The sequence below is a fragment of the Caproiciproducens sp. genome, assembly GCF_053840905.1.
In genome coordinates, this window is the sequence record NZ_JBNLXQ010000003.1 from 184575 (window position 1) to 205076 (window position 20502).

At 54.4% G+C, this 20502-nt stretch carries 20 protein-coding genes and 1 riboswitch; all 20 genes read right to left on the bottom strand.

Features of this window, described 5'->3' with window-relative positions:
- Positions 1–636, bottom strand: coding sequence for a precorrin-8X methylmutase (locus ACQGQ5_RS04075; RefSeq protein ID WP_455735313.1), 636 nt, complete (start codon positions 634–636; stop codon positions 1–3).
- Positions 629–1669, bottom strand: coding sequence for a pyridoxal phosphate-dependent aminotransferase (locus ACQGQ5_RS04080; RefSeq protein WP_455735314.1), 1041 nt, complete (start codon positions 1667–1669; stop codon positions 629–631). The genes ACQGQ5_RS04075 and ACQGQ5_RS04080 overlap by 8 nt, the downstream gene beginning before the upstream one ends.
- Positions 1670–1682: 13 nt before the next feature.
- A complete protein-coding gene (gene cbiB / locus ACQGQ5_RS04085) occupies positions 1683–2696 on the bottom strand; it encodes an adenosylcobinamide-phosphate synthase CbiB (RefSeq protein WP_455735315.1) in 1014 nt (337 codons plus the stop codon).
- Positions 2678–3295 (bottom strand): histidine phosphatase family protein, encoded by a 618-nt coding sequence (locus ACQGQ5_RS04090; protein ID WP_455735316.1) that lies wholly within the window; start codon positions 3293–3295, stop codon positions 2678–2680. Before ACQGQ5_RS04090 ends, cbiB begins: the two co-directional genes overlap by 19 nt.
- Positions 3268–3651: a bifunctional adenosylcobinamide kinase/adenosylcobinamide-phosphate guanylyltransferase gene (locus tag ACQGQ5_RS04095; RefSeq protein WP_455735317.1), complete on the bottom strand. Its 384-nt coding sequence runs from the start codon at positions 3649–3651 to the stop codon at positions 3268–3270. The genes ACQGQ5_RS04090 and ACQGQ5_RS04095 overlap by 28 nt, the downstream gene beginning before the upstream one ends.
- Positions 3652–3685: 34 nt before the next feature.
- A complete protein-coding gene (locus ACQGQ5_RS04100; protein WP_455735318.1) occupies positions 3686–4456 on the bottom strand; it encodes an adenosylcobinamide-GDP ribazoletransferase in 771 nt (256 codons plus the stop codon).
- Positions 4457–4471: 15 nt separating this feature from the next.
- Entirely contained in the window at positions 4472–5014 is a 543-nt protein-coding gene (locus ACQGQ5_RS04105; protein WP_455735319.1) for a bifunctional adenosylcobinamide kinase/adenosylcobinamide-phosphate guanylyltransferase, read from the bottom strand.
- Between the two features lie 32 nt (positions 5015–5046).
- Positions 5047–6120, bottom strand: coding sequence for a nicotinate-nucleotide--dimethylbenzimidazole phosphoribosyltransferase (cobT, locus tag ACQGQ5_RS04110; protein ID WP_455735320.1), 1074 nt, complete (start codon positions 6118–6120; stop codon positions 5047–5049).
- Complete coding sequence (locus ACQGQ5_RS04115; RefSeq protein WP_455735321.1) at positions 6098–7621, bottom strand: cobyric acid synthase; 1524 nt, start codon at positions 7619–7621, stop codon at positions 6098–6100. Before ACQGQ5_RS04115 ends, cobT begins: the two co-directional genes overlap by 23 nt.
- A 92-nt stretch (positions 7622–7713) precedes the next feature.
- Positions 7714–7906, bottom strand: a riboswitch (cobalamin riboswitch).
- A gap of 90 nt (positions 7907–7996) precedes the next feature.
- On the bottom strand, positions 7997–8761 hold the full coding sequence (locus ACQGQ5_RS04120) for a response regulator transcription factor (RefSeq protein WP_455735322.1): 765 nt from the start codon (positions 8759–8761) through the stop codon (positions 7997–7999).
- Positions 8762–8986: 225 nt separating this feature from the next.
- Positions 8987–9883 carry a carbohydrate ABC transporter permease gene (locus ACQGQ5_RS04125; RefSeq protein WP_455735323.1) on the bottom strand — a complete coding sequence of 299 codons (897 nt, stop codon included), beginning with the start codon at positions 9881–9883 and terminating at the stop codon, positions 8987–8989.
- 14 nt (positions 9884–9897) lie between these two features.
- Complete coding sequence (locus tag ACQGQ5_RS04130) at positions 9898–10785, bottom strand: carbohydrate ABC transporter permease (protein WP_455735324.1); 888 nt, start codon at positions 10783–10785, stop codon at positions 9898–9900.
- Between the two features lie 89 nt (positions 10786–10874).
- Positions 10875–12185, bottom strand: coding sequence for an ABC transporter substrate-binding protein (locus tag ACQGQ5_RS04135; RefSeq protein ID WP_455735325.1), 1311 nt, complete (start codon positions 12183–12185; stop codon positions 10875–10877).
- A 107-nt stretch (positions 12186–12292) separates the two neighbouring features.
- Positions 12293–14047, bottom strand: a complete 1755-nt coding sequence (locus ACQGQ5_RS04140; RefSeq protein WP_455735326.1) for a sensor histidine kinase — start codon at positions 14045–14047, stop codon at positions 12293–12295.
- Positions 14048–14297: 250 nt separating this feature from the next.
- A complete protein-coding gene (locus ACQGQ5_RS04145; RefSeq protein ID WP_455735327.1) occupies positions 14298–15713 on the bottom strand; it encodes a phosphoglucomutase/phosphomannomutase family protein in 1416 nt (471 codons plus the stop codon).
- A 60-nt stretch (positions 15714–15773) separates the two neighbouring features.
- On the bottom strand, positions 15774–18170 hold the full coding sequence (locus ACQGQ5_RS04150; RefSeq protein WP_455735328.1) for a GH36-type glycosyl hydrolase domain-containing protein: 2397 nt from the start codon (positions 18168–18170) through the stop codon (positions 15774–15776).
- Positions 18171–18385: 215 nt separating this feature from the next.
- On the bottom strand, positions 18386–18646 hold the full coding sequence (locus ACQGQ5_RS04155; RefSeq protein WP_455735329.1) for an HPr family phosphocarrier protein: 261 nt from the start codon (positions 18644–18646) through the stop codon (positions 18386–18388).
- Position 18647: 1 nt separating this feature from the next.
- Entirely contained in the window at positions 18648–19772 is a 1125-nt protein-coding gene (locus ACQGQ5_RS04160) for a Gfo/Idh/MocA family protein (protein ID WP_455735330.1), read from the bottom strand.
- On the bottom strand, positions 19769–20122 hold the full coding sequence (locus tag ACQGQ5_RS04165) for a cupin domain-containing protein (RefSeq protein ID WP_455735331.1): 354 nt from the start codon (positions 20120–20122) through the stop codon (positions 19769–19771). Before ACQGQ5_RS04165 ends, ACQGQ5_RS04160 begins: the two co-directional genes overlap by 4 nt.
- 22 nt (positions 20123–20144) lie before the next feature.
- Positions 20145–20492 (bottom strand): cupin, encoded by a 348-nt coding sequence (locus ACQGQ5_RS04170; protein WP_455735332.1) that lies wholly within the window; start codon positions 20490–20492, stop codon positions 20145–20147.
- Positions 20493–20502: the final 10 nt, after the last annotated feature.

Below are 20502 nucleotides of genomic sequence, written 5' to 3' on the forward strand. Positions count from 1 at the left end.
CTATCTCCCCAGCTCGTAAAGGATCGCGTTGCAGACAGCCGCCGCCACATTGCTGCCGCCCTTCCTGCCGCGGTTTACGATAAAAGGCACATCCGTCCCTAAAATCAGCTCCTTTGCCGCCTCCACATTGACAAAGCCGACGGGAACCCCGATGATAAACGCCGGGCAGAAGGAACCGTCCGTAATCATCTCATAGAGCCGGATCAGCGCCGTCGGCGCGTTGCCGATGGCAAAGATCACCGGCTTTTTAATTTTTGCCGCCATTTCCATGCTGACCGCGGCCCGGGTGATTCGCCGCCGCTTCGCCAGCTCGGCGACCTCTTTTTCCGCCATAAAGCAATGGGCGCTGCCGCCGTAACGGGCCAGTACGGTTTTGTTGATTCCGGCCAGCCCCATATTGGTATCCGTCACAATATCGGCGCCGTTTTGAATCAACTCCTTCGCTTTTTCCACCGCCCCCGGCGAAAAAGCGAGCGTGTTCGCGTACTCGAAGTCCGCACTGGTGTGGATGACGCGTTTGATCACCATTTCCTGCTCCGGCTTTAATTCGATCTTTCGCTCGCGCAGTTCCTCTGAAAGGATTGCGAAGCTGCGTTTTTCAATTTCCTCCGGCAATACAAATTCGATTTCATCCATTCTGTTTCACCAGCCTTTCGATCTCCCGGATCAGCGTTTCATTTTCCCCGTGCCGTTTTACCGCAATACGGTAGTAACCCTTTTTCAGGCCCCTGTAACTGCCGCAGTCGCGGATCAGGATTTCCTTTTCCAAAAGCAGTTCATAGAGCGGCATAGGGGTATAAAACAATAAATAATCCGCCGCCGACGGATACACCCGGAACCCCAGCCGCCTGAGCTCCCCGCTGAGAGATTCCCTTTCCGTTTTTACAAACCGGACGGTCTTTTCCAGATATTCCTTTTCCCGGCACGCCGCCGCGCCCGCGGCCTGCGCAAAAACGGACAGGTTCCATTCCGGCAGGTGATTTTTGATTCTTTCCGTTAAATTCCCGTCTCCGCAAAAGAGGTAGCCCAGCCGGACGCCCGGAATGGCAAAAATTTTGGTGAACGCGCGGACCACCAGTACATTCGGGTACTCTTGCAGGCGGTTCTTGAACGAAAGCCGCTCTTCCCCGCCGGTAAATTCCAGAAAACATTCGTCCAGCACGACGGTAATCCGCTTCTCCCGGCAGACATCCGCGATTTTTTCCAGCAGCGCGCCGTCAAGCAGGTTTCCCACCGGATTGTTGGGATTGGCGAGGAACAGCAGATCCGTTTCCCCGGTCAGCTCCGTCAGAAGCCCTTCGTCCAGCGTAAATCCCGCGCTTTCCTTCATTTCGTAATAACCGATTTCCGCGTCCGACGCCAGAGCCGCTTTTTCGTACCCGAAAAAGGAAGGAACCGGGATGACGATCCGTTTTGGCCTGACGGCATGGATGACGGCAAGGAACAATTCCGACGCGCCGTTTCCGAAAAGGATGCGCTCCGTTTCGACCCCCGTCATTTTGGAAACGCTTTCCGCCAGCTTTTCCGCCCGGATGTCCGGATACTGCTCGCAGTACCCGACCGCTTCGTGCAGCGCGTTTTTTACAGAATCGGGAATTCCAAGGGGATTGCTGTTGACCGAAAAATCGATACGGACCTGATTCCGATAAATATCACCGCCGTGAATCATAAAATCCTCCTAATTAAAAAACAAAATCGGCAAGGAACAGAAGCGCCAGACAGACGCCTTCGCAAAGGCCCGCCGTAAGATAGAGCAGACGGTTAGCCCGGACGATGTCCTCGTACTCCACCGCCCTGAGCGCGTCCCCGAGAAACGGTTTTTTGACCAGTTTCCCGAAATAACTGGCGTCCCCCGCAAGGCGGATGCCCAGCGCCCCGGCGCAGACAGCTTCTGTATGGGCGGCGTTGGGGCTTTTGTGTTTCCTTCTGTCCCGTTTGTAAATTCTCCACGCGTCTTTCCCGTGATATTCCTTTCCGGCAAGGGTACAGGCGGCTGTCATCAGCAGCGCGCTGATTCTTGCGGGCAGGAAATTCACCGCGTCGTCCAGCTTGGCGGCGGCCCTGCCGAAAAACAAATACCGGTCGTTCTGATATCCCACCATGGAATCCATGGTATTGACCGCCTTATAAAAAAAGCCGAGGACCGGCCCGCCGAGGGCAAGAAAAAGCATCGGCGCGATCACGCCGTCGGAGGTGTTCTCCGCAACTGTTTCGATCGCGGCTTTGGCCACTCCGGTTTCGTCCAGCGCCGCCGTGTCACGCCCCACGATCATGGACACCGTGCGCCGCGCGCCCGGCAGATCGTTTTCCTTCAGCCTTTCATAAACCTTCATGCTCTCCTGCTTCAGGCATTTGGCCGCAAGCGCCTGACAGGTCATGACGCTTTCCACCGCCACCCCCAAAACGGTGGAAAACCGGTAGGCAAGATACAGAATCAGAGCCGCCGCCGCAACGGTCGCGGTCAGGACCAGAAACACCAGCAGGATTCCCCGGCGAAATTCCCTTTTCCCGTCCCTTTCCCGCCCGTCAGGCTTTCCCAGCAGCGCGCCGTCCAGTTTGGCGATCAGCTTTCCGATCAGCCGGACGGGGTGGGGAAGCCAGTGCGGGTCCCCCAGCAGCAGGTCCAACAAAAACCCCGCAAAAAAAGCAGTGATATGATTGATCATGGTTCCATCCTCTACAATTTCCTTATCCATTCCAATGAAAAACGACCGGTATCGGAAAAATACAGGCGGCAAAGATAGCCCTCTCCGTTTTTGCATTGATAATCAAAATAATTCCCGCCGCAAAAGGCGCTTAGCAGCGCCATGATGGTTCCGCCGTGCACCACGGCGGCAGCGGAGGCCGGAAAGCTTTCTGCCTTTCCAAGTTCCCTTACCGCTTGTTCCAGCCCCCGGCGGCACCGTGCAAGAAAGTCCCGCCTGCTCTCTCCGCCGGGAAAAGGCAGTTCCCCGCCGCTGTCTATCCACGCCTGATACTCCGCGTTTCCGCTCAGCTCCCGGTAATTTTTGCCTTCAAAGCGCCCGAAATCCATTTCCCGCCATTCTTCCACTACCATCGGGTTCGTACAGCCGTAGAGAAGCTTTGCGGTCTGGACGCACCGTTTCATCGGGCTGGAAAAAACGACGCCGGCCCGTGGGTATTTTCCGGATTGTCTGTTTTGCAGCAGCTTTTCCTTTCCCGTGTCGGATAAGTCCTCTTCGGTTCGGCCAAGGTACCGGCCCAGTGCGTTGGACGGGGTTTCCCCGTGGCGGATCAGCGCCAGGGTTATTTGATTTTCTGCCCGATTCCGCATACGATCCGTTCCACCTTATCCGCTTTTTCCGCCAGCCCGCAGAGGATTCTTCCCAGACGCTCCCGGTATTCCCTTTCCCCGGCGTCCGTGGGGACGATCCCGTTCCCGACTTCGTCGCTGATCACAATCACTCCGGGGTTGTGCGCCAGGATCTCCCAAACCCGGTCTTCGGGGGATTTGCCTTCCTTTAAAAGGGCTTTGACCAAAATATGAAAATGGTTGATAACCGCGGCCCCCGTTTCGGCGCAGTCCGGCACAGCCGCCGCGGGATCGTATACTCTTTCGGGCGAGATGCCCGTCTTTTTCAGCACGTAAGTCAGTTTTCCCTGTGCGTATCCTCCAATGTAAAGCTCCATGCCCTTCCCTCTTTTCGGTATTGATTCATAAATTCTAAACCAGTCCCGCGATACAGCAGATCGCCGCGGCCGCCGCGTTGACCCCCTCGCAGACCGTCACAAAATAGCCGCAGGTGTCCCCGGTGATGCCCCCGAGTTCCCGAAAGCAGCGGCGGCGCCAGCAGAAAAAGGTCAGCAGCGCTCCCGCCGCAACGGCGATCCCCGTCCACAGGGACAGCCACAGCATTGCCGCCAAACAGAGCAGAAGCTGGAGGTACAGGGAAACCTTCACCGCTTTTTCATGAGCCTTGCTGGAAAACAGGTATAAAAGCCCTTCGTTTTTCGCGTTCGGAAAGGTCACCACTCCGATTCCGCTCAGGGTTCGGGAAAGAAAAAATCCAGCGCCCGCCACCGCCAGAGCCCTTGGCTGATCGATTTCGGAATACGCCCCGAAATAAAGCAGGGTATAAATAACCAGCTGTATTACGGAAAACGCGCCGATGTGGGAATCCTTCAGGATTTCCAGCTTTTTTTCCCGGCTCTGATAGGAATGAAACGCGTCCATCGTATCCATGAAGCCGTCCACATGAAACCCGCCGGATACCAGGATCGGGATCGCCGTCCCGACAGCCGCATACAGCACCGTACCCAGCCCCAAAGAGCGGCAGAACGTCCCCCACAGGACCGTGAGGACGCCGATCACGGCCCCGACCCACGGAAAAAAGCAGAGGACATATTTCATATCCCGGTCCTCCCACTTTCGCTGCGGGACCGGGATTTTGGAATAAATGGAAAAGGAAATCATCAGTGATCTGAAAACAGGCATCTTTTTTCTCCCATCTTAAAGCAGTTCTCCTTTTATCGGCACCGGAATCCCGACCACCACTTCCGTCACCGCGTCCGCCCGGGCGGCAAGAAACGCGTTGACCCTGCCGAGCGCTTCTATATAAGCCCGCGTTGTTTCTTCATAGGGAATGCCGTCCTCAAAGACGTTGTTGGTGACGATCACCAGGTGCTCCGTATGCTTCGCAAGGGAACAAAGCTCCTTGCAGAGCTGGTCCGCAACCTCTTTCTCCCGCCGGATTTCTTTTGAAGCAAACATTTCATTGGCCGCAAGATTGGACAGGCATTCGAGCAGCGCCGTTCCTTTTCCCCGGTTCATCCGGGGTACGGACCGAAGGATACCGGTCGGCTGTTCAATGGTCAGGAATCCCTTTCCTGCCCGCAGGCTGCGGTGCCTGTCCACCTTTTTTCTGCCCTCTCCGTCGGAAACCTTCATAGTCGCCAGATAATACAGCGGCCCTTTTCCGGCGAGCGAAACCGCCGCTTTTTCCGCGTACGCGGATTTGCCGCTGCCGCTGCCGCCCGTAATCAGTACAACCATTTTCTCCCCCCTGCCGTCACGCCGCAGATTCTTCAGTCTGAAAACGATTCATACCGGACATACTGCTCCGTGCTGATGTCGTCAAAAGTGGTCTGGTCCTCATATACGGCAAGCGCGACGTCCAAAAGGGCAAACATCATCACCGCGCCCGTTCCTTCCCCCAGAGCCAGCCCGGCGTCTATGACCGGATGAACCCCGAGCTCCTCAAAAATCCTTTTTGCCGCGGGTTCCCTGCTGATGTGGGACGGAATAATGTATTCCCTTACCCCGGGAACAAGGCGTTCCGCCGTCAGCGCCGCCACCGCGCTGATGACTCCGTCGACAACAACGGGAATATGATAAAGAGCCCCCCCGATAAAGACGCCGGCGAGCCCCGCGATGTCGTATCCCCCGACGCTTGCCAGAATCCGCAGCGCTTCGTCTTTTTGGAAGCGATATCTTTCCAGCGACCGCCTGACCACTTCCTGTTTATGCTTTAGCTTTTCCCTGCTCAGGCCCGCGCCCTTTCCCGTGACCTCTTCGGCGCGGCACTGCAGCAGCGCCGCGGCCATCGCGCTGCTGGTCGTGGTATTGCCGATCCCCATTTCGCCGGTCGCCAGAATCCGGTACCCTTTCCCGCCGCATTTTGCCGCGATCTCCATTCCCGCCGCGACCGCCCGGAGGGCCTCCTCTTCCGACATGGCCGGTCCCTTCAGAAAATTTTTCGTTCCGCGGGCAACTTTGCACTGGATCAGCCCCGGGATTTCTTTTTCGCAGTTGATTCCCATGTCCACCGGGAGCACGTCCGCCCCTACCCTTTTCGCCATCTTACAAACGGAGGTGGTTCCTAAAACCATGCTGGAAGCGACGGCGGCCGTCACCTCCTGCCCGCACTGGCTCACCTGCTCTTCTATGATGCCGTTGTCCGCGCACAGGACGACCACGGCTTTTTTGGAAAGGTCAATCTGTACGGTTCCGGTGATCGCTCCGATCTGCGCAATGATCGCTTCAAACTGCCCCAGCCCGTCCAAAGGCTTTGCGATCCCGTCCCAGATATTCTTTATCTTCCGCCGGATACTTTCGTCCGGCCTGTCGATTTTTAATTCAGCCAACGCTTCTTTTGTCATAGGTCCCTCCGTTTAAAATCCGGTAAATCCCGTCCAGACCGAGATGTTTTCTCAGGGTATCCGCAAGCTTGTCGTACTGGGATTCCTTAAAGGCCCCGTAGTCCATGGTCAGGCCGCTTTCCACGGAAAGGCCCTTCCTGCGGGCAAGCGCCCTTACGATAACGGACGCGATTTCCCCTTCGTCAAAGATTCCGTGCACATAGGTTCCGTAAATATCCTCGCCGGAGCTTCCGTCCTTCTTTTCCCCGCCGTCCAGCACATTCGTCAGGGAACACAGCGGCAAACAGCCCGGTTCCGCGCTGCTGACGCCCATATGGATTTCATACCCCTTTATTTTACTGCCGGACAACCCGGAGAAAATTCCCGGTACCTGTTCAAAGGTCCCCTCCACACGGGTCCGAATCTTTCGGGTCTCCAGCCCGGTGTCCACGGGAAGCAGCTCCATCCCCCGGATCGCGCCGCCCTCTTCCACTTCGTAAGGGTCCGAAACGGTGCGGCCAAGCATCTGATATCCGCCGCAGACGCCAAAGATCACGCTTTCGCCCCTTCTTTTTTTGACCGCCGCTTCCAGCCCGTTCTGCCGCATCCATTTCAAGTCGCCCATCGTATTCTTACTGCCCGGCAGAATAATCATATCCGGACGGTGCAGCTGCGCGGCGGAATCCACATAGCGGACGGAAACGCCCTCGATCTGCTCAAAGACGGAAAAATCGGTAAAATTGGAAATCCGGGGAAAACGGATGACGGCGATATCGATCTGCGCCTCTGCTTTTTGATCAAACCGGCCCGTCAGGCTGTCCTCATCCTCCACGGAAATGTCCATATAGGGAATTACCCCGACGACCGGCACGCCGCTTTTTTCCTCCAGCATCCGGATTCCCGGGTCGAGGATCGAAAGGTCGCCCCGGAATTTATTGATGATCAGGCCCTTTACCCTGGCCTTTTCGTGATCTTCCAGCAGCATCAGGGTGCCGAGCAGCTGGGCGAAGACGCCGCCCCGGTCGATATCCCCGACCAGAAGCACCGGGGCGTCCAGCATTTCCGCCAGCCCCATGTTGACGATATCGTTTTCTTTCAGGTTGATTTCCGCCGGACTGCCCGCGCCCTCTACAAGAATGACGTCCGCCCGCTTTTCCAGTTCGTGAAACGCCCTTCTGATATCCGGAATCAGCTTCTTTTTGTAGGCGAAGTACTCTTTCGCGCTCATATTGCCGACAACTTCCCCGTTGACGATCACCTGGGAACCGGTGTCGTTGGTGGGCTTTAACAGAATGGGGTTCATCAGGACGGACGGCCTGATTCCCGCCGCTTCCGCCTGCATGACCTGCGCCCTTCCCATTTCCAGCCCTTCCTCCGTAATATAGGAGTTCAGCGCCATATTCTGGGATTTAAAGGGAGCGACACGGTATCCGTCCTGCTTCAGGATTCTGCACAGGCCGGCTGTAAGCAGACTTTTCCCCGCGTTGGACATGGTCCCCTGAATCATCAATACCTTCGCCACAATAAAAATACCTCCATTGCCACAAAGGCATGGAGGTATCAAAAGGCATGGTCAGACCTGCCTTATCCATTCCAAACCAGTTACTCGTGGCTGTAGTTTCTCCATTTAAGGCAGGTCTCCTGGCTGAAAGATCATCGTTTACGGCCGCCTTCCCAATTCCTAATCAGTGGCTTTTTGCCGCAGCTCCCTTATCACAGTGACGAGTTCGTACAGGATTTGCACCTGTTTCCCTTTTCATCAGAACCAAGCTTTCGCTTTTCTGACACCTTAAACCTATTTTGTTTTTGATAGATTTATTATAATATAATTCCGATTGTTTTACCAGTGCTTTATGGATTTGACTTTTTCACGGAATTTCAACCGATTGCCAGACCCTTATTTACAGCCGGCGTTGCGGTATTCGTTGGGTGACATTTGCCTGAGCTTTTTAAAGACCCGCGAAAAATGATTGACATCGTTGAAGCCCAGTACGTCCGAAATTTCGTAAATCTTCAGGGAAGGGTCCCGCAGCAGCTCCTCCGCCTTCTTAATTCGGGTTTCGTTCAGCAGGTCGCAGAAGCTCTTATTCGTATATTTGTTCAGCAGCTTGCTGAGATACCACTGGCTCACGTACGCCTTTTCCGCGAGTTCCGTAAGCGTCAGCTTCTCCGCATAATGAAGTCCTATGTAATTTAAAGCTCCCCGTACGATAAAGTTGTTCGCCGCTGTTGTCTCCTGTAATTCTTCCGCCGGCTTCTCTTTTGATTCCGGCATCCCCTTCCGCTGCCTTTTTAAATTCTCCGTCATGACCCGGAGCGCTTCCTCCAGCTCGTTCATTTTAGAAGGCTTCAGCAAAAACCGGGTTACGCCGATCTGGATCGCACGCGTCGCATATTCAAAGTCCCGGTATCCCGTAAGCACGGTGATCTGCATGTCGGGGAACTCCCCTTTCAGCCCGGCCAGCATGGTGAGCCCGTCCATATTGGGCATTTTGATATCCGTAAACAGAATATCCGGAGCGTTTTCCCGGATCGCTTTTGCGCCGGACTTTGCGTCCGACGCGTCGGCGACTACCTCGCAGTCATATTTGGCCCAATCGACCACCTTTTTAAGACCTTCCACAATAATATCTTCATCATCAATAATAATTACTTTATACATATTGAATGCCTCCGAATCATCATACTGAAATTATAGCACAGAACACAGAAAAACGGATATATTTTCTGGTGTTGGCAAAAAATATACCCGTTCTGTACAAAGCGCAGGATTCTACAGCATTTTCAGTTGATTCTGCAGCAAGGCCGCGTTCCTCCCCCGCCGAAGGCGGGGGAGGAACGCGTTTTGTCTCGCAAACTGAAATGGAATTGCCGTAATATAAAAATTTTATCCTTTGATCGCTCCGGCGGTCATCCCTTTGATGATATTTTTTTGCAGGAATATATAAACGATCAGTACGGGTACAACGACCAGAACAACCGCGGCCGCCATCAAACCGTAATTCACGCCGGCGATCGAAGTGATTTCGTTGAGCAGCCGTGTGATCGTAAAGGCGTCCTTGTACCGTAAAAAGAACATCTGGGTGAACAGGTCGTTATACGACCAGAGGAACGTGAAAATGGACACGGTGGCAAAAGACGGCTTCGCGATCGGAACGATCACTTTAAAAAAGATCTGATAAATATTATATCCTTCCAGATAGGCCGCTTCCTCCAGATCGATCGGCAGCCCCCGGATAAAGCCCATGAGAACGACGATCGCAAACGAAAGATTCCCCGCGATCTGCGGCAAAATCACGCTCAGCTGGGAAAGCGCCACGCTGTTCGTGTTGACGATGTGCCAGCCGAACATCATACGGAAAACCGGGATAATGGTGGAGAAAACCGGGAACATCATGCTCGCGATGATCAGGGAATGCAGGACGTTTCTTCCCCGGAATTGATAGCGCGCCATGCCGTACGCCGCAAAGCCGGCCAGCAGCACGACAACAACGGTAACCGCAGCCGAAATGACAAGGCTGTTTTTATATGCCCCAAAAATATCCACACGGTTGAAGGCCGTCTTATAATTATCCAGTGTAAAGCTGTCCCCCGTCGGAACAGAAAAAGAATCGGACCGGATCAGCCCTTTTACCTTAAACGAGTTCATAATGACCCAAAGAAACGGGTAAACGGTGGTAACCGCCCAAAAGGAAAGGACAAGGTAAATGAGGATTTTCCCCGGCTGTACCCTGCGCCGGACGCCGTGTGGCCGTGCGGGCTCCCGTGTATCTGCTGTTCGCATCTTTTCCCCTCCCCCTAATAATCCTTCTCTTTGAAGATTCGGTTCGCAGCCTGAGAAACGACCACGCCGATCACAACAATCACAATCGCGATGGTGGAGCCGTAGTCCACATCGCCCATGGTAAAGGTCTGGTTATACATATAAGTTCCGGTCAGCCACGATTGATCCATCGGCATCCCCGCGCCCATCATCACCCAGGGCAGGTCAAACACCTTCAGCGCGCCGGTGACCGCCAAGATCAGACAGGTGATCAGAACATTGTGCAAAAGCGGCAGCGAAATGTAGCGGACACGGTTGAACCCGCTTGCGCCGTCAATCTCTGCAGCCTCGTAAATGTCGGGTGAAATATTATTCAGGCCGGTCACGATGATGACAAAATAAAATCCGACATACTGCCACATCACCGGAGTCATCATCGTAAACAGGAAATGCGCTTCGTCCTTCCAATCGATCATATCGGTCACGCCGAACTTCATCAGCAGCTGGTTGACCATGCCGCCGTCATATAAAAAAATCAGGTTGAATAAAAGTCCCAGAGCCGTTGCGGAGATGACAATCGGAAAAAAGTACACGGTTCTGAAAAACTGAGCGCCTTTTTTAATGTTGTCGATCAACAAAGCAAGCAGCAAAGCGATCCCAACCTGAAAAATGATTGTCAAAAGCATGAGCAGCATGGTATTGACCAGCGCCGTATTCATAATCGGATCCTGAAACAGTTTTACATAATTCAGATACCAGGGGGAATTAAACCCCTCCGCCGCCGTGCCGAGCCCGGTGATGTTGCAGAAGCTGTTGTAAATATTCATGGCAAAAGGATAATACAGGAATAAAGCCATAAATAGGAACGCGGGGATCAGGAATACCGCCAACGGTGATTTTTTTTTGTAGATCGTAGAATTCATTGATCATCGCCCTCTTTAAAAAAACCGGAGAGCTGATACGCCACTCTCCGGTTTTTGACATTGAACAGGAAAATATGTGAGATAAGGAATCAGCTCTTAATCGCCAGACAGGCGTCGATTGCCTTTTCGGCCGTTGTTTTTCCGGTCGCGATATTCTTAATATCCGCAAACAGCGCGGTACGTGCCGTTTGTATCAAACCGTCCTGCGTGGCGGGAGTAATTCCCGTCGCGCCCTTGGTCATCGCCATAGCCGCCTGCTCCAGGGAATCCGTATCGCTTTTCGCGATTGTGCCGTTCTTCAGCGCGGTGACTGCCGTCGCGCCGAAGGTGGAAACCACCTCGTCCGTCGTCATTGCTTTTACAAAGTCGACGCAGGCCTTTTGCTTGGCGGGGTCGTTCCAGGCTTTTGTGGTAATATAATAGCCCATGGACAGGCCGCCGATGATATCCGTGGATTTTCTCCCGTTTTCACCCGGTACATAGGTAACGGTAAAGTCGTCGATGTTCTTTGCGTTTTCCTGGAACCAACCGATTTTCCAGGAGCCGTCGATCGCGAAAGCTGCTTTGTCGTCGGCCATCAGCTGGAAGGTTTCCGCGTCGGTTGCCGTTGTGGTGTTCTTCGGGAAATAGCCCTTTGTATACAGCGTTTTAATATCATTAAGACCCGCTGTCCAGGCTTTCCCAACGTCATCCGTAGAAGAAGCGGGAAGCTTCGGATGGGTCGCCGGCGTGCCGTGGTTGAAGATGCAGTACTCAAACCAGTAATGAGGGACCTCCTGCAAAGAACAGGCGATCGGGGCGATCCCCTTCGATTTGATCGTCTCGCAGTCCTTCAGGAACTGGTCCCAGGTGTAATCCGCGCCGGGAACTTCAACGCCGCAGTCCTTGAGAACCTTCTTGTTGATGAACAGTCCTTCCCAGTAGCCGTTTACCGGGACGGAATAGTTTTTGCCGTCCGCGGGGGACGCTCCAAGACGGTCGTCCGTCATATTGCTTGCGTAGTCGGGATACGTCTTGCGGATCTCGTCGATGCCGACTACCTTGCCGCCCTGAACAAGCTTGTTCGCGTCGACGCCGTTAAAGTAAAAAAGTACGTCCGGCTCGGCGCCCGTTTCAAAGTCGGCCATGATTTTGGCTTTCCACTCTTCGTTGGAAGTGCCGGAGGCATCCTTTACCGTATTGCCGGTAGCGGTTTCATAGGCCTTGTAAGCGGCTTCATAATTCGCCCTGTTGCCGTCGTCGCCGCCGTACGAGGTTACGACTGTAATTTCCACCGGCTTTGCCGCCTCGGAAGACGGCGCCTGGGAAGCGGCCTGCGACGCCGCGGGCGCGCTTTGACAGCCGGCAAGCATTGAGCCGGCGAGCGCCATGGTAAGGATGAACGCAATTACCCTTTTCATAAAACAACCTCCATATTATTTGAAATATGCCGTACACTTTCTGGTAAATACTATATTACACTTCCGCCATTAAAAACATAATAGACAATCTTGCCATTTGTTGCATATTATTGTTTGGATTGGTCAATAGCAATAACGATTCTGGAAATTGTATGGCCATAACTGTTCATTTTAATTGAAAGGCCGCTGCTTTCTCCGTAAATAATCTTCAGGCGCTGATTGACATTGCGGATTCCCAGGTTGTTCGCGCTTTCCTTCGCGGCGTCGTATTCATCCGACAGCAGGCGCTCAACGCGCCTTTCGTCCTCCGGCGTCATCGCGCCGTCGTTCTCCACCTCAAGGATCAGGTTGTCTGCCTCGCGGAAAATACGGATGACGATCACCCCTCTCTGCTGCGGCTGGATTCCATGCTCGACAGCGTTTTCGATGATCGGCTGCATAATCAGGCGCGGCGCGTACAGGTCCAAAAGAGAAGGATCGATTTCTTTTCTTACGGTCAGCCGTTTCCCGAGCCGTTCCGAAATGATGTACAGATACGCGTCCACATACATCATTTCTTCGGAAACATGGACAACCGGCCTGCCCTTGCGGTCCGTCGCGGCGTCGAGCATGGTGGAGAGCGCTTCGATCATACGGGAGACCTTCACATTGTCGGAGAGCCTTGCCTCCCAATTGATGATTTCCAGCGTGTTGTTCAGGAAATGCGGATTGATCTGGGATTGAAGCGCCATGATGCGGGCGTCGCGCAGAGCCAGCTCTTCCCTGTAAATCCGGTCGAACTGATACTTCAGCTTGGACGACATGCTGTTGAACGCATCCGTCAGGTACTGAAATTCGATACTGCGGGAGCCGCCCGAAACCTGAACGCCGAAATTGCCCTCTTCGATATTTCCCGCTTCCACGATCAGACGGTCGATCGGACGCGACACGTTCCGGGTAAAAAACCAGATGACAAGAGCAAGCAGCGGAACCATCAGGATCCCCATCCACACGAGGACGATCTTAAATCGGTTCAGCTCCGCCGCAAGGGGAGAAATGTCCACCGAGATCACATAGGAAATCCGGTACACTCCGGTCCGATCCATTCCGTAAAGGTAGGTGCGGTCCCCAATGCTCCGGAACGTCTGGCTGTTTTCCTGAAACGCGATCCCCAGCCGCCGGGGAGCGAGCTGTTCTCCGTTCAGTACGACCGGCGTGTCGTTGAGCCAGATGGTCGTGTCCTTTCCCCAGACAATATTTTTGAGGCCGGCAAACATACCCGCGGTATCCAGCTGCATCGTCAGCACCGCGTAGGGCTTATAATCCCTGTCGAGAATATTTCTGACCATATAAATCCGTCCGTCCGCGTTGACAAAACCAATATCGCTTCCCAGCGTTTCCGACAATTCGCGCACTTTCTGATGCGCGTGATTTCTGTATTCCTGCACGGCGGAGGTCGCGTTGTAGGTCGCGTTAAACGTGTAATAAACGTTGTCGGGCTCCCCGCAGAAATACAGCGCCGTAATGAGAAATTTATCGTCGTATTTGTACTGCTGCGACAAAAACGCCGTGACCCGGTCGTACAGCTCATTGGCGTCCCCCGTCCGGCTGAAGCTGCCGTACGCATTTTTAATCGCCGGATTGTAGGAAGCGTACCTTGAGGAAGAAATAGCGGAATCGAGCTGATTGACCGCGATTTTCAGGGAATTATTGGCGGAAGTCGTAATGGTTTCCGTGATCTGGTCGTTGATATTGTGCGTAATATAGTACCCGGTCGCGCCGCTGATCAGAGCGATCGGTAAAATCCAGCACGCGATAATGATACAGACCAGTCCCCACTTGAGAGAGAATTGTTGGGGATTCCTCCCCGTCTTCCTTTTCATAGCCGTTCTCCGCTTTCATAAATTCAGAATAGATCCGCATGAGAAATAATTCTATATGTCCAATTATAGCATAGTCCCTTTCAAAAAGGCAGGCGCAATTTCATCCCTCCGGTGCACCGGGCGCGCCGCCTCTCCCCCATGGAGGCAAAGGATGTGGAAAGCAACCCGCTTTGCAATTTTGCGGCTTCGCGCTTTGCTGTCAGTTTTGAAGAAGGCAGCCGAAAATTCCGGCTGCCTTCTTCAGGAGTAGTTATGAAAGAGAAAGGAACTGTTTGAAAACATCGCTGGTTTCCCGCGCGGCCTGGAGGGTGGGCATTTCGCAAAAAATCCGCAGCAGCGGCTCCGTACCGGAAAAGCGCGCGATGATCCAGCCTTTATTTTTAAAGTAGACCTTACAGCCGTCCATGTAGGACACCTTTTCGATCTCGTACGGAAACTCCGGCAGCAGCTTATCCCGAAGCAGGATTTCCGTTATTTTTTCTTTTTCTTCCTGTGAAAACCGAAAGTCGCATTCCTCCATTTCGCAGCTTCCGTATTGATCGGTAATCTCATTATATATTTCCGACAGCCTGCGGCCTGTGGCCGCGATCATTTCCACCAGCAGCGCAGCCGCGTAAATGCCGTCCTTGCCCTGAATATGTCCGCGCACGGTGAGCCCGCCGGAGGATTCCCCCCCGATGATCGCGTTTGTTTCCGCCATTTTTGAGGAAACATATTTAAATCCCACCGGAACCTCATAACAGGTTTCCCCAAAATCCTCGGCAATGCGGTCCAGCAGATGGGTCGTGGCAATGTTCCGCACCGCCGCCCCGTGCCACCCTTTATACTTCATCAGGTAATAATAGAGCATGGCCAGTATTTTGTTCGGATGCAGGAACTCGGCCCTGTCGTTGATCACGCCGAGTCTGTCCGCGTCGCCGTCCGTTGCGATCCCGATGTCGCAGTGATTCTCCTCGACATAATTCATCAGCCCGGCAAGCGTTTTGCTGTTCGGCGCGGGCAGCCTGCCCCCAAACAGGGCATCGTGCCGCTCATGGATGACGTCTACATTGCACCGCGCCGTGAGCAGGATGGTTTGCAGTGCCGTTTTACTGACCCCGTACATTGGGTCCAGTACGATTTTGAGGCCGCGGCTCCGGATCGCGTCCATGTTAATGGAACGGATAATGCTGTCGATATATTGGTTCATCGGATCGATCAGCTCGATTCTGCCGCTTCTTACCCCGTCCTCAAACGGCATCCGCCTGATCTGGGCGGGATCAATGTCCTTCATATACTGTTCCAGTTCCCCTGTGAGAACCTCGTCGGCGTCGCGCCCGCCCTTCATGAAAACCTTGATCCCGTTGTAAATGGCAGGATTATGGCTGGCGGTTACCGCCATGCCGTAAGGCAGCCCATAATACTGCACCGCAAACATAATCAGCGGAGTAGGCGATTCCCTGTCGATCAGCCGGCAGGGGATTTCCTCCCCCGCCATCACCTCCGCGGCCCATTTGGCCGCCTGTTCCGACAGGAACCTCCGGTCATACCCGATTATAAATCCATTTGCTGTTTTCTCCTGAGCCTTCAGCTTTCCGGCGATCGCGGCCGTTAACAGCTGGACGTTCGCTTTGGTAAATTCCTCGCCGATGACTGCCCGCCATCCGCCTGTTCCAAATTTTATCATATCTTCACCGCACTTTTCTCCGTACACAAAACCGCTCTGCACGGCGAGCGCCGACTCCCTTTATCCCATCACGACATGTACCCGGTGCCGCGTTCCCGCTTTCTGTACCGGAATCCCGCCGGAAACGGTTTTTCCGTCCAGCTCCGTTGTTTTCACTCCCTTGCTGACGCCGCGCGGATTCTCAACATGAATTTCATAGACGGCTCCGCGCCAAACGCGGGTAACGCCGAAGCCGCCCCAGTCCTTTGGAATGCACGGGTCGACAATCAGTCGGTCAAAATCCGGTCTGATGCCAAGAAGGTACCGGGTTGCGGCAAAATACGCCCAGCCGCCCGAGCCCGTCATGAACGGGTGCCTTGCCCGTCCGAAAGCGGTATGGTCTTTTCCCATTACAAACTGGCAGTAAACATAGGGCTCCGACTGCCGGATCTCTATTTCATCATTCTGGTTATAGGGCAGCAGGGCATTGTAAAATTTCATGGCCCGGTCGCCCCGCCCAAGAGCCGCCTCGGCACACCATGCCCACGGATTCGGATGGCTGAAAATCGAACCGTTTTCCTTAACGCCGGGATACACCCGCGTGACAAACCCGATTTCGTCGTCGCTCTTTGTATAGGACGGCGCATTGAGCATCAACCCGTATTGCGTATAGAGGTATTTGTCAACGGAATCCATCGCCCTGACCGCGCGGTCGCGGTCGGCCGCGCCGGAGAAAACCGCCCAGGCGTTGGACTCGATATGTACCTTGCCTTCCTGATCGTTATGGGTGCCGATTTTCCTGCCGTTGGCGGTAATCCCTCGGATATACCACTCCCCGTCCCACAGGTGATCGTTACACGCTTTTTTAACCTTCGCGGCCATTTTTTCATATTTTTGGACTTCCTCCATTTTCCCGATGAACCGGGACAAATCAATAAAATGCCGGATGGCCCAGTAGTGCAGGAACGAGACCATCGCGCTTTCCCCGCCGCCTAAATTCAGGCAGTCGTTCCAGTCGGCGCGAAGCCCCTTGCAGATGCCGGTGGCGCCGACCTGCTGATCGGAAAAATCGAGAATCCGCATCATGTGCTGATAGACCGTATCTTCCCCGCCGTCGGCGTAGGTAACCGTTTCCTCCAGAAGGGAAACTTCCCCTGTTTCCTTAACGTATTCGCTGATCGCGGCGACCAGCCACAGCGCATCGTCCGAACAGGCGTCCCTGATTCCGTGAATCATTTCCTCCCTGCCGGGGGTGGGAACCACAGTCGGGGATTGGAAGCTTTGCTGTTTTCCCCGGAGTTCGGGGTCGAACCACTCCGGCTGAAACAGGTGCAGCCCGTAGCCCTGCCGTGTGAGGCCGCGGCAAAGCTCGATGATGCGCTTCCTGCACTTTTCCGGGTCGGAGGAGGCGATGGTCATCGCATCCTGGGAGGTATCGCGAAAGCCCAGGCCGGTTCTGCCGCCCACTTCAATAAACGAGGCGAACCGCGAAAACAGAATATTGATTTCGGACTGGTACAGATTCCAGATGTTCAACGAGGTGTTCATTCCCGGATTGGGGGTGCTGACCTGCAGCCTGCCGAGCTTTTCCTCCCAGAAAGCCGCAAGATCGGAAAACGCTTTGTCCACATTGGCCGGATCGGAATATTTTTTCCTCACGGGGACGGCCGCCTCCCGTTTTCCGTCCCCCAGCAGAAAAGCGAGCCGAACCTGCTGCCCCGGCTGCAAAACGAGTTTCTTCTGCAGAGCGGCGCAGTGGTTGCCTGTTTTTTCAAAGCTGCCGGAGCATTCCCCTTTTTCGACCGCGATCGGATTCCTTTCGTCGCGGTAAGCGCCCAAAAAGCGGTCGCGCAGGCAGTCGAACCCATCGGGCTCAAAGCTGGAGGTGAACCACTGGTACCCCGATTCTTCGTAATAGAGGTCGTATTCAATGATGCCGTCGGCATAGCTGGAACCCGAGGCATACAGGCTCATCTGAAAATTCTGATTGTCCATATCGATCTGGTGGAACGAAAACTCAAGGTAGGAATAAACGCTGAGACGGCGCGGCCGGGCTCCGTCGTTTTTCAGTGTTACGTCCCACAGTTCGACCGGCTCGTTCAGAGGGATAAACACCGTCTGGCAGGCGGAAATATCCTGATAATCACAGCGGTATTTCGAGTAGGAAAGCCCGTGCCTGCATTCATATTTCGCTTTGGCCAGGTCTTTGGCGACAGGCTGCCACGAAATGCTCCAATACTCGCCGGTGTCGTCGTCGCGGAGATACACATAATGGCCGGGACGGCTGATCGGCGCATTCGGACGGAACCGCGTAATGCGGTGGTACTGCGGAGACCGGTAAAAAACATAACCGTCCGCGGTTTGGCTGAGAACAGCGCACATATCGTTTACACCGATATAATTCGTCCAGGGAACCGGCGTGTTTACGCGGTCAATGACATATTCTTTCTTTTTATCGTCGAAATAGCCGTATCTCATTCTCCCCATGCTCCTCCGGTTTTTATTCTGCATCCATTATAGAGCAGATCCGGAACTGAATAAATAACAGATATTGTACTTAATTGCATATTCTTGTGTAGCTTCCGCAGCTTGGTAAAGGGCGGAACGGCGCTTTCCGCGGGCCGCGGATAAAACTGCGGGGCCGCCGCAAAACTTTCGTTTTGCGGCGGCCCCGTAACGTGCGTTCATCCTGATTATTCTTTCAAATTTTTAATATATTCCGCGATCTCAGCCATGGCCCGGTCCTCGTCGGCGCCTTCGATGCGCAGAGTGATCGTACTGCCTGTAACGATCACCCCGCCCAGCACGCTGAAAATACGCTTGGCGTTGATGATTTTGTCACCGAACAGAATGGTCACGCTGCTGTCGTATTTCTGGGCCAGCTTCACTAACCCGCCGGCCGGGCGGGCATGCAAGCCCGTCTTGTTGGTCACTGTTACTGTTCTTTCAAGCATATCACTGCTCTCCTTTACACGGCGTATACGCTCCGCCGCGGCCGGCGGAATCATAGCAGTCCTGCACCAGTTTCTGAGCCCTGGCCGCCACGGACAAATCCGGGGTCTCGGCGTAGCTTTTGCGTCCCTCAGCCACATCGCCGTAAAAATTAGCCAGACAGGCGAATTGCGAGTCGATGAGCCATCCCATGCTGAGCGCGCCGGAGGGATACAGCGCGGCGGCATGCCGGCCAAAGCCGCTTTCCGGCTTGCAGCGGTAGCGCCGCGTTACCCCTGTTTCCCAGCTGTGGTGCTGCAAGATCCACGGGTCGTGGATATCGTAGAAGAAGCTGCCCTTCGTGCCGCTGATTTCAAAAGTGGTGACTTCCTCCAGCAGCGAAGCAACGCGGGTCACTTCCACCGTGCCGCTGGCTCCGTTTTCCAGCCAGAGGACGGCGCGTCCCCAGTCCTCCACGTCAACAGGCTCGGAGGCGCCGGCGGAACCGGGACGCTCTTTGATTTCGGTACCCATCTGGGCCTGTACGCCTTTCACCTCGCCCAGTATGTAGCGCACAGTATCCATAAGATGGATCCCGAGATCCAGCAGAGGGCCTCCCCCGCTGGTCTCTTGTTTCAGGTTCCAGCCGATGGGCCGCGATGGATTGAGGTACCCGGAGTGAAGCGCGCGCACGGTAAACCCGGTGATTCGCCCCAGCGTTCCCTTCGAAATTTCTTCCCGGAGAGCATTGACTCCCGGTAAGAAACGGTAGTTTAGGCCGGTCTGACTCAACACGCTCTTCTCCCGGGCCAATCGCGCCAGTTCCGCAGCCTGTGCGGCGTTCAGGGCCGGCGGTTTCTCAATATAGACCGCCTTACCGGCAGCGATGGCCTCTTTTCCCAACGGATAATGGCTGTCATTCGGTGTACAGATGTCTACAATATGGATGTCGCCGTCCTGGATAATGGCCTGCGGCGTAGAAGCGTGACGGGCAGCCGCATAGCTGGGCAGACTGGACTCCGCCGTATAGACAAGGCGCGTGTCCACCGCGAACGGAAATTCCGCCACAAGAGGGAGCGCTTCACCCACAAGGGCATGCACCCGGCCAATGCGGCCAAAACCAATCAATCCCGTGTGAATCGTTTTCATCCGTCTGCCCTCCCGTATTCGTCCTGCAGGCGGACGATGTCCTCAATCTCAGGGGTGGATACTTCAATGAAGCACAAATCCTCCAGCGCACGCATCCGGTGTACCTGCATGGGTTTATGGTTGATGACGTCTCCGGGACCCACGATTTCCACCGCCAGCTCTCCCTCCGACGGACCAATCGTATGTTCCGCCCTGCCGCTGAGAATATACAGCGTTTCCGTTTTCACCTTATGGTACTGCAGACTGACCGCGGCGCCCTTGTTCATATGCAGCTCCCGGACAGTATAGTGCTCGTTGTGGGCAATCCAGATCTCAGCGCCCCATGGCTGCCCGACTGTTCTCTTATGCATCGGTTCACCTCCCGCGGAGATACTATATCCGCCCATAGTCGTCCTCCACCCGTACGATATCTTCCATTTGCGGGGTAGAAACTTCGATGAACACAAAATCCTCGATCGCCCTCTCACGATGCAGCTCATAAGGATGGTTTTCAATAATGTCACCGGGACCCACAACGGTTTCCGTCATTTCCTCCCCGGGCCGCTGGCGGTAATACGTGGCCGTGCCGGACAAAACATACAGGGTCTCTATTTTCTCCTTATGGTATTGCAGACTGACCGCCTGGCCGGTGCGAATGGTAAGCTTACGAATGATATAATGGTCGTTCTGGGCGATGAGTTCTTCTGTGCCCCAGGGCTTCTCCATAATGGAATTTGGCATGGCTCGATTC

Coding starts and splice junctions, on each gene's coding strand:
- ACQGQ5_RS04075 (WP_455735313.1), bottom strand. CDS start 636: ATGGATGAAATCGAATTTGTATTGCCGGAGGAAATTGAAAAACGCAGC.
- ACQGQ5_RS04080 (WP_455735314.1), bottom strand. CDS start 1,669: ATGATTCACGGCGGTGATATTTATCGGAATCAGGTCCGTATCGATTTT.
- cbiB (WP_455735315.1), bottom strand. CDS start 2,696: ATGGATAAGGAAATTGTAGAGGATGGAACCATGATCAATCATATCACT.
- ACQGQ5_RS04090 (WP_455735316.1), bottom strand. CDS start 3,295: ATGCGGAATCGGGCAGAAAATCAAATAACCCTGGCGCTGATCCGCCAC.
- ACQGQ5_RS04095 (WP_455735317.1), bottom strand. CDS start 3,651: ATGGAGCTTTACATTGGAGGATACGCACAGGGAAAACTGACTTACGTG.
- ACQGQ5_RS04100 (WP_455735318.1), bottom strand. CDS start 4,456: ATGCCTGTTTTCAGATCACTGATGATTTCCTTTTCCATTTATTCCAAA.
- ACQGQ5_RS04105 (WP_455735319.1), bottom strand. CDS start 5,014: ATGGTTGTACTGATTACGGGCGGCAGCGGCAGCGGCAAATCCGCGTAC.
- cobT (WP_455735320.1), bottom strand. CDS start 6,120: ATGACAAAAGAAGCGTTGGCTGAATTAAAAATCGACAGGCCGGACGAA.
- ACQGQ5_RS04120 (WP_455735322.1), bottom strand. CDS start 8,761: ATGTATAAAGTAATTATTATTGATGATGAAGATATTATTGTGGAAGGT.
- ACQGQ5_RS04125 (WP_455735323.1), bottom strand. CDS start 9,883: ATGCGAACAGCAGATACACGGGAGCCCGCACGGCCACACGGCGTCCGG.
- ACQGQ5_RS04130 (WP_455735324.1), bottom strand. CDS start 10,785: ATGAATTCTACGATCTACAAAAAAAAATCACCGTTGGCGGTATTCCTG.
- ACQGQ5_RS04135 (WP_455735325.1), bottom strand. CDS start 12,185: ATGAAAAGGGTAATTGCGTTCATCCTTACCATGGCGCTCGCCGGCTCA.
- ACQGQ5_RS04140 (WP_455735326.1), bottom strand. CDS start 14,047: ATGAAAAGGAAGACGGGGAGGAATCCCCAACAATTCTCTCTCAAGTGG.
- ACQGQ5_RS04145 (WP_455735327.1), bottom strand. CDS start 15,713: ATGATAAAATTTGGAACAGGCGGATGGCGGGCAGTCATCGGCGAGGAA.
- ACQGQ5_RS04150 (WP_455735328.1), bottom strand. CDS start 18,170: ATGAGATACGGCTATTTCGACGATAAAAAGAAAGAATATGTCATTGAC.
- ACQGQ5_RS04155 (WP_455735329.1), bottom strand. CDS start 18,646: ATGCTTGAAAGAACAGTAACAGTGACCAACAAGACGGGCTTGCATGCC.
- ACQGQ5_RS04160 (WP_455735330.1), bottom strand. CDS start 19,772: ATGAAAACGATTCACACGGGATTGATTGGTTTTGGCCGCATTGGCCGG.
- ACQGQ5_RS04165 (WP_455735331.1), bottom strand. CDS start 20,122: ATGCATAAGAGAACAGTCGGGCAGCCATGGGGCGCTGAGATCTGGATT.
- ACQGQ5_RS04170 (WP_455735332.1), bottom strand. CDS start 20,492: ATGCCAAATTCCATTATGGAGAAGCCCTGGGGCACAGAAGAACTCATC.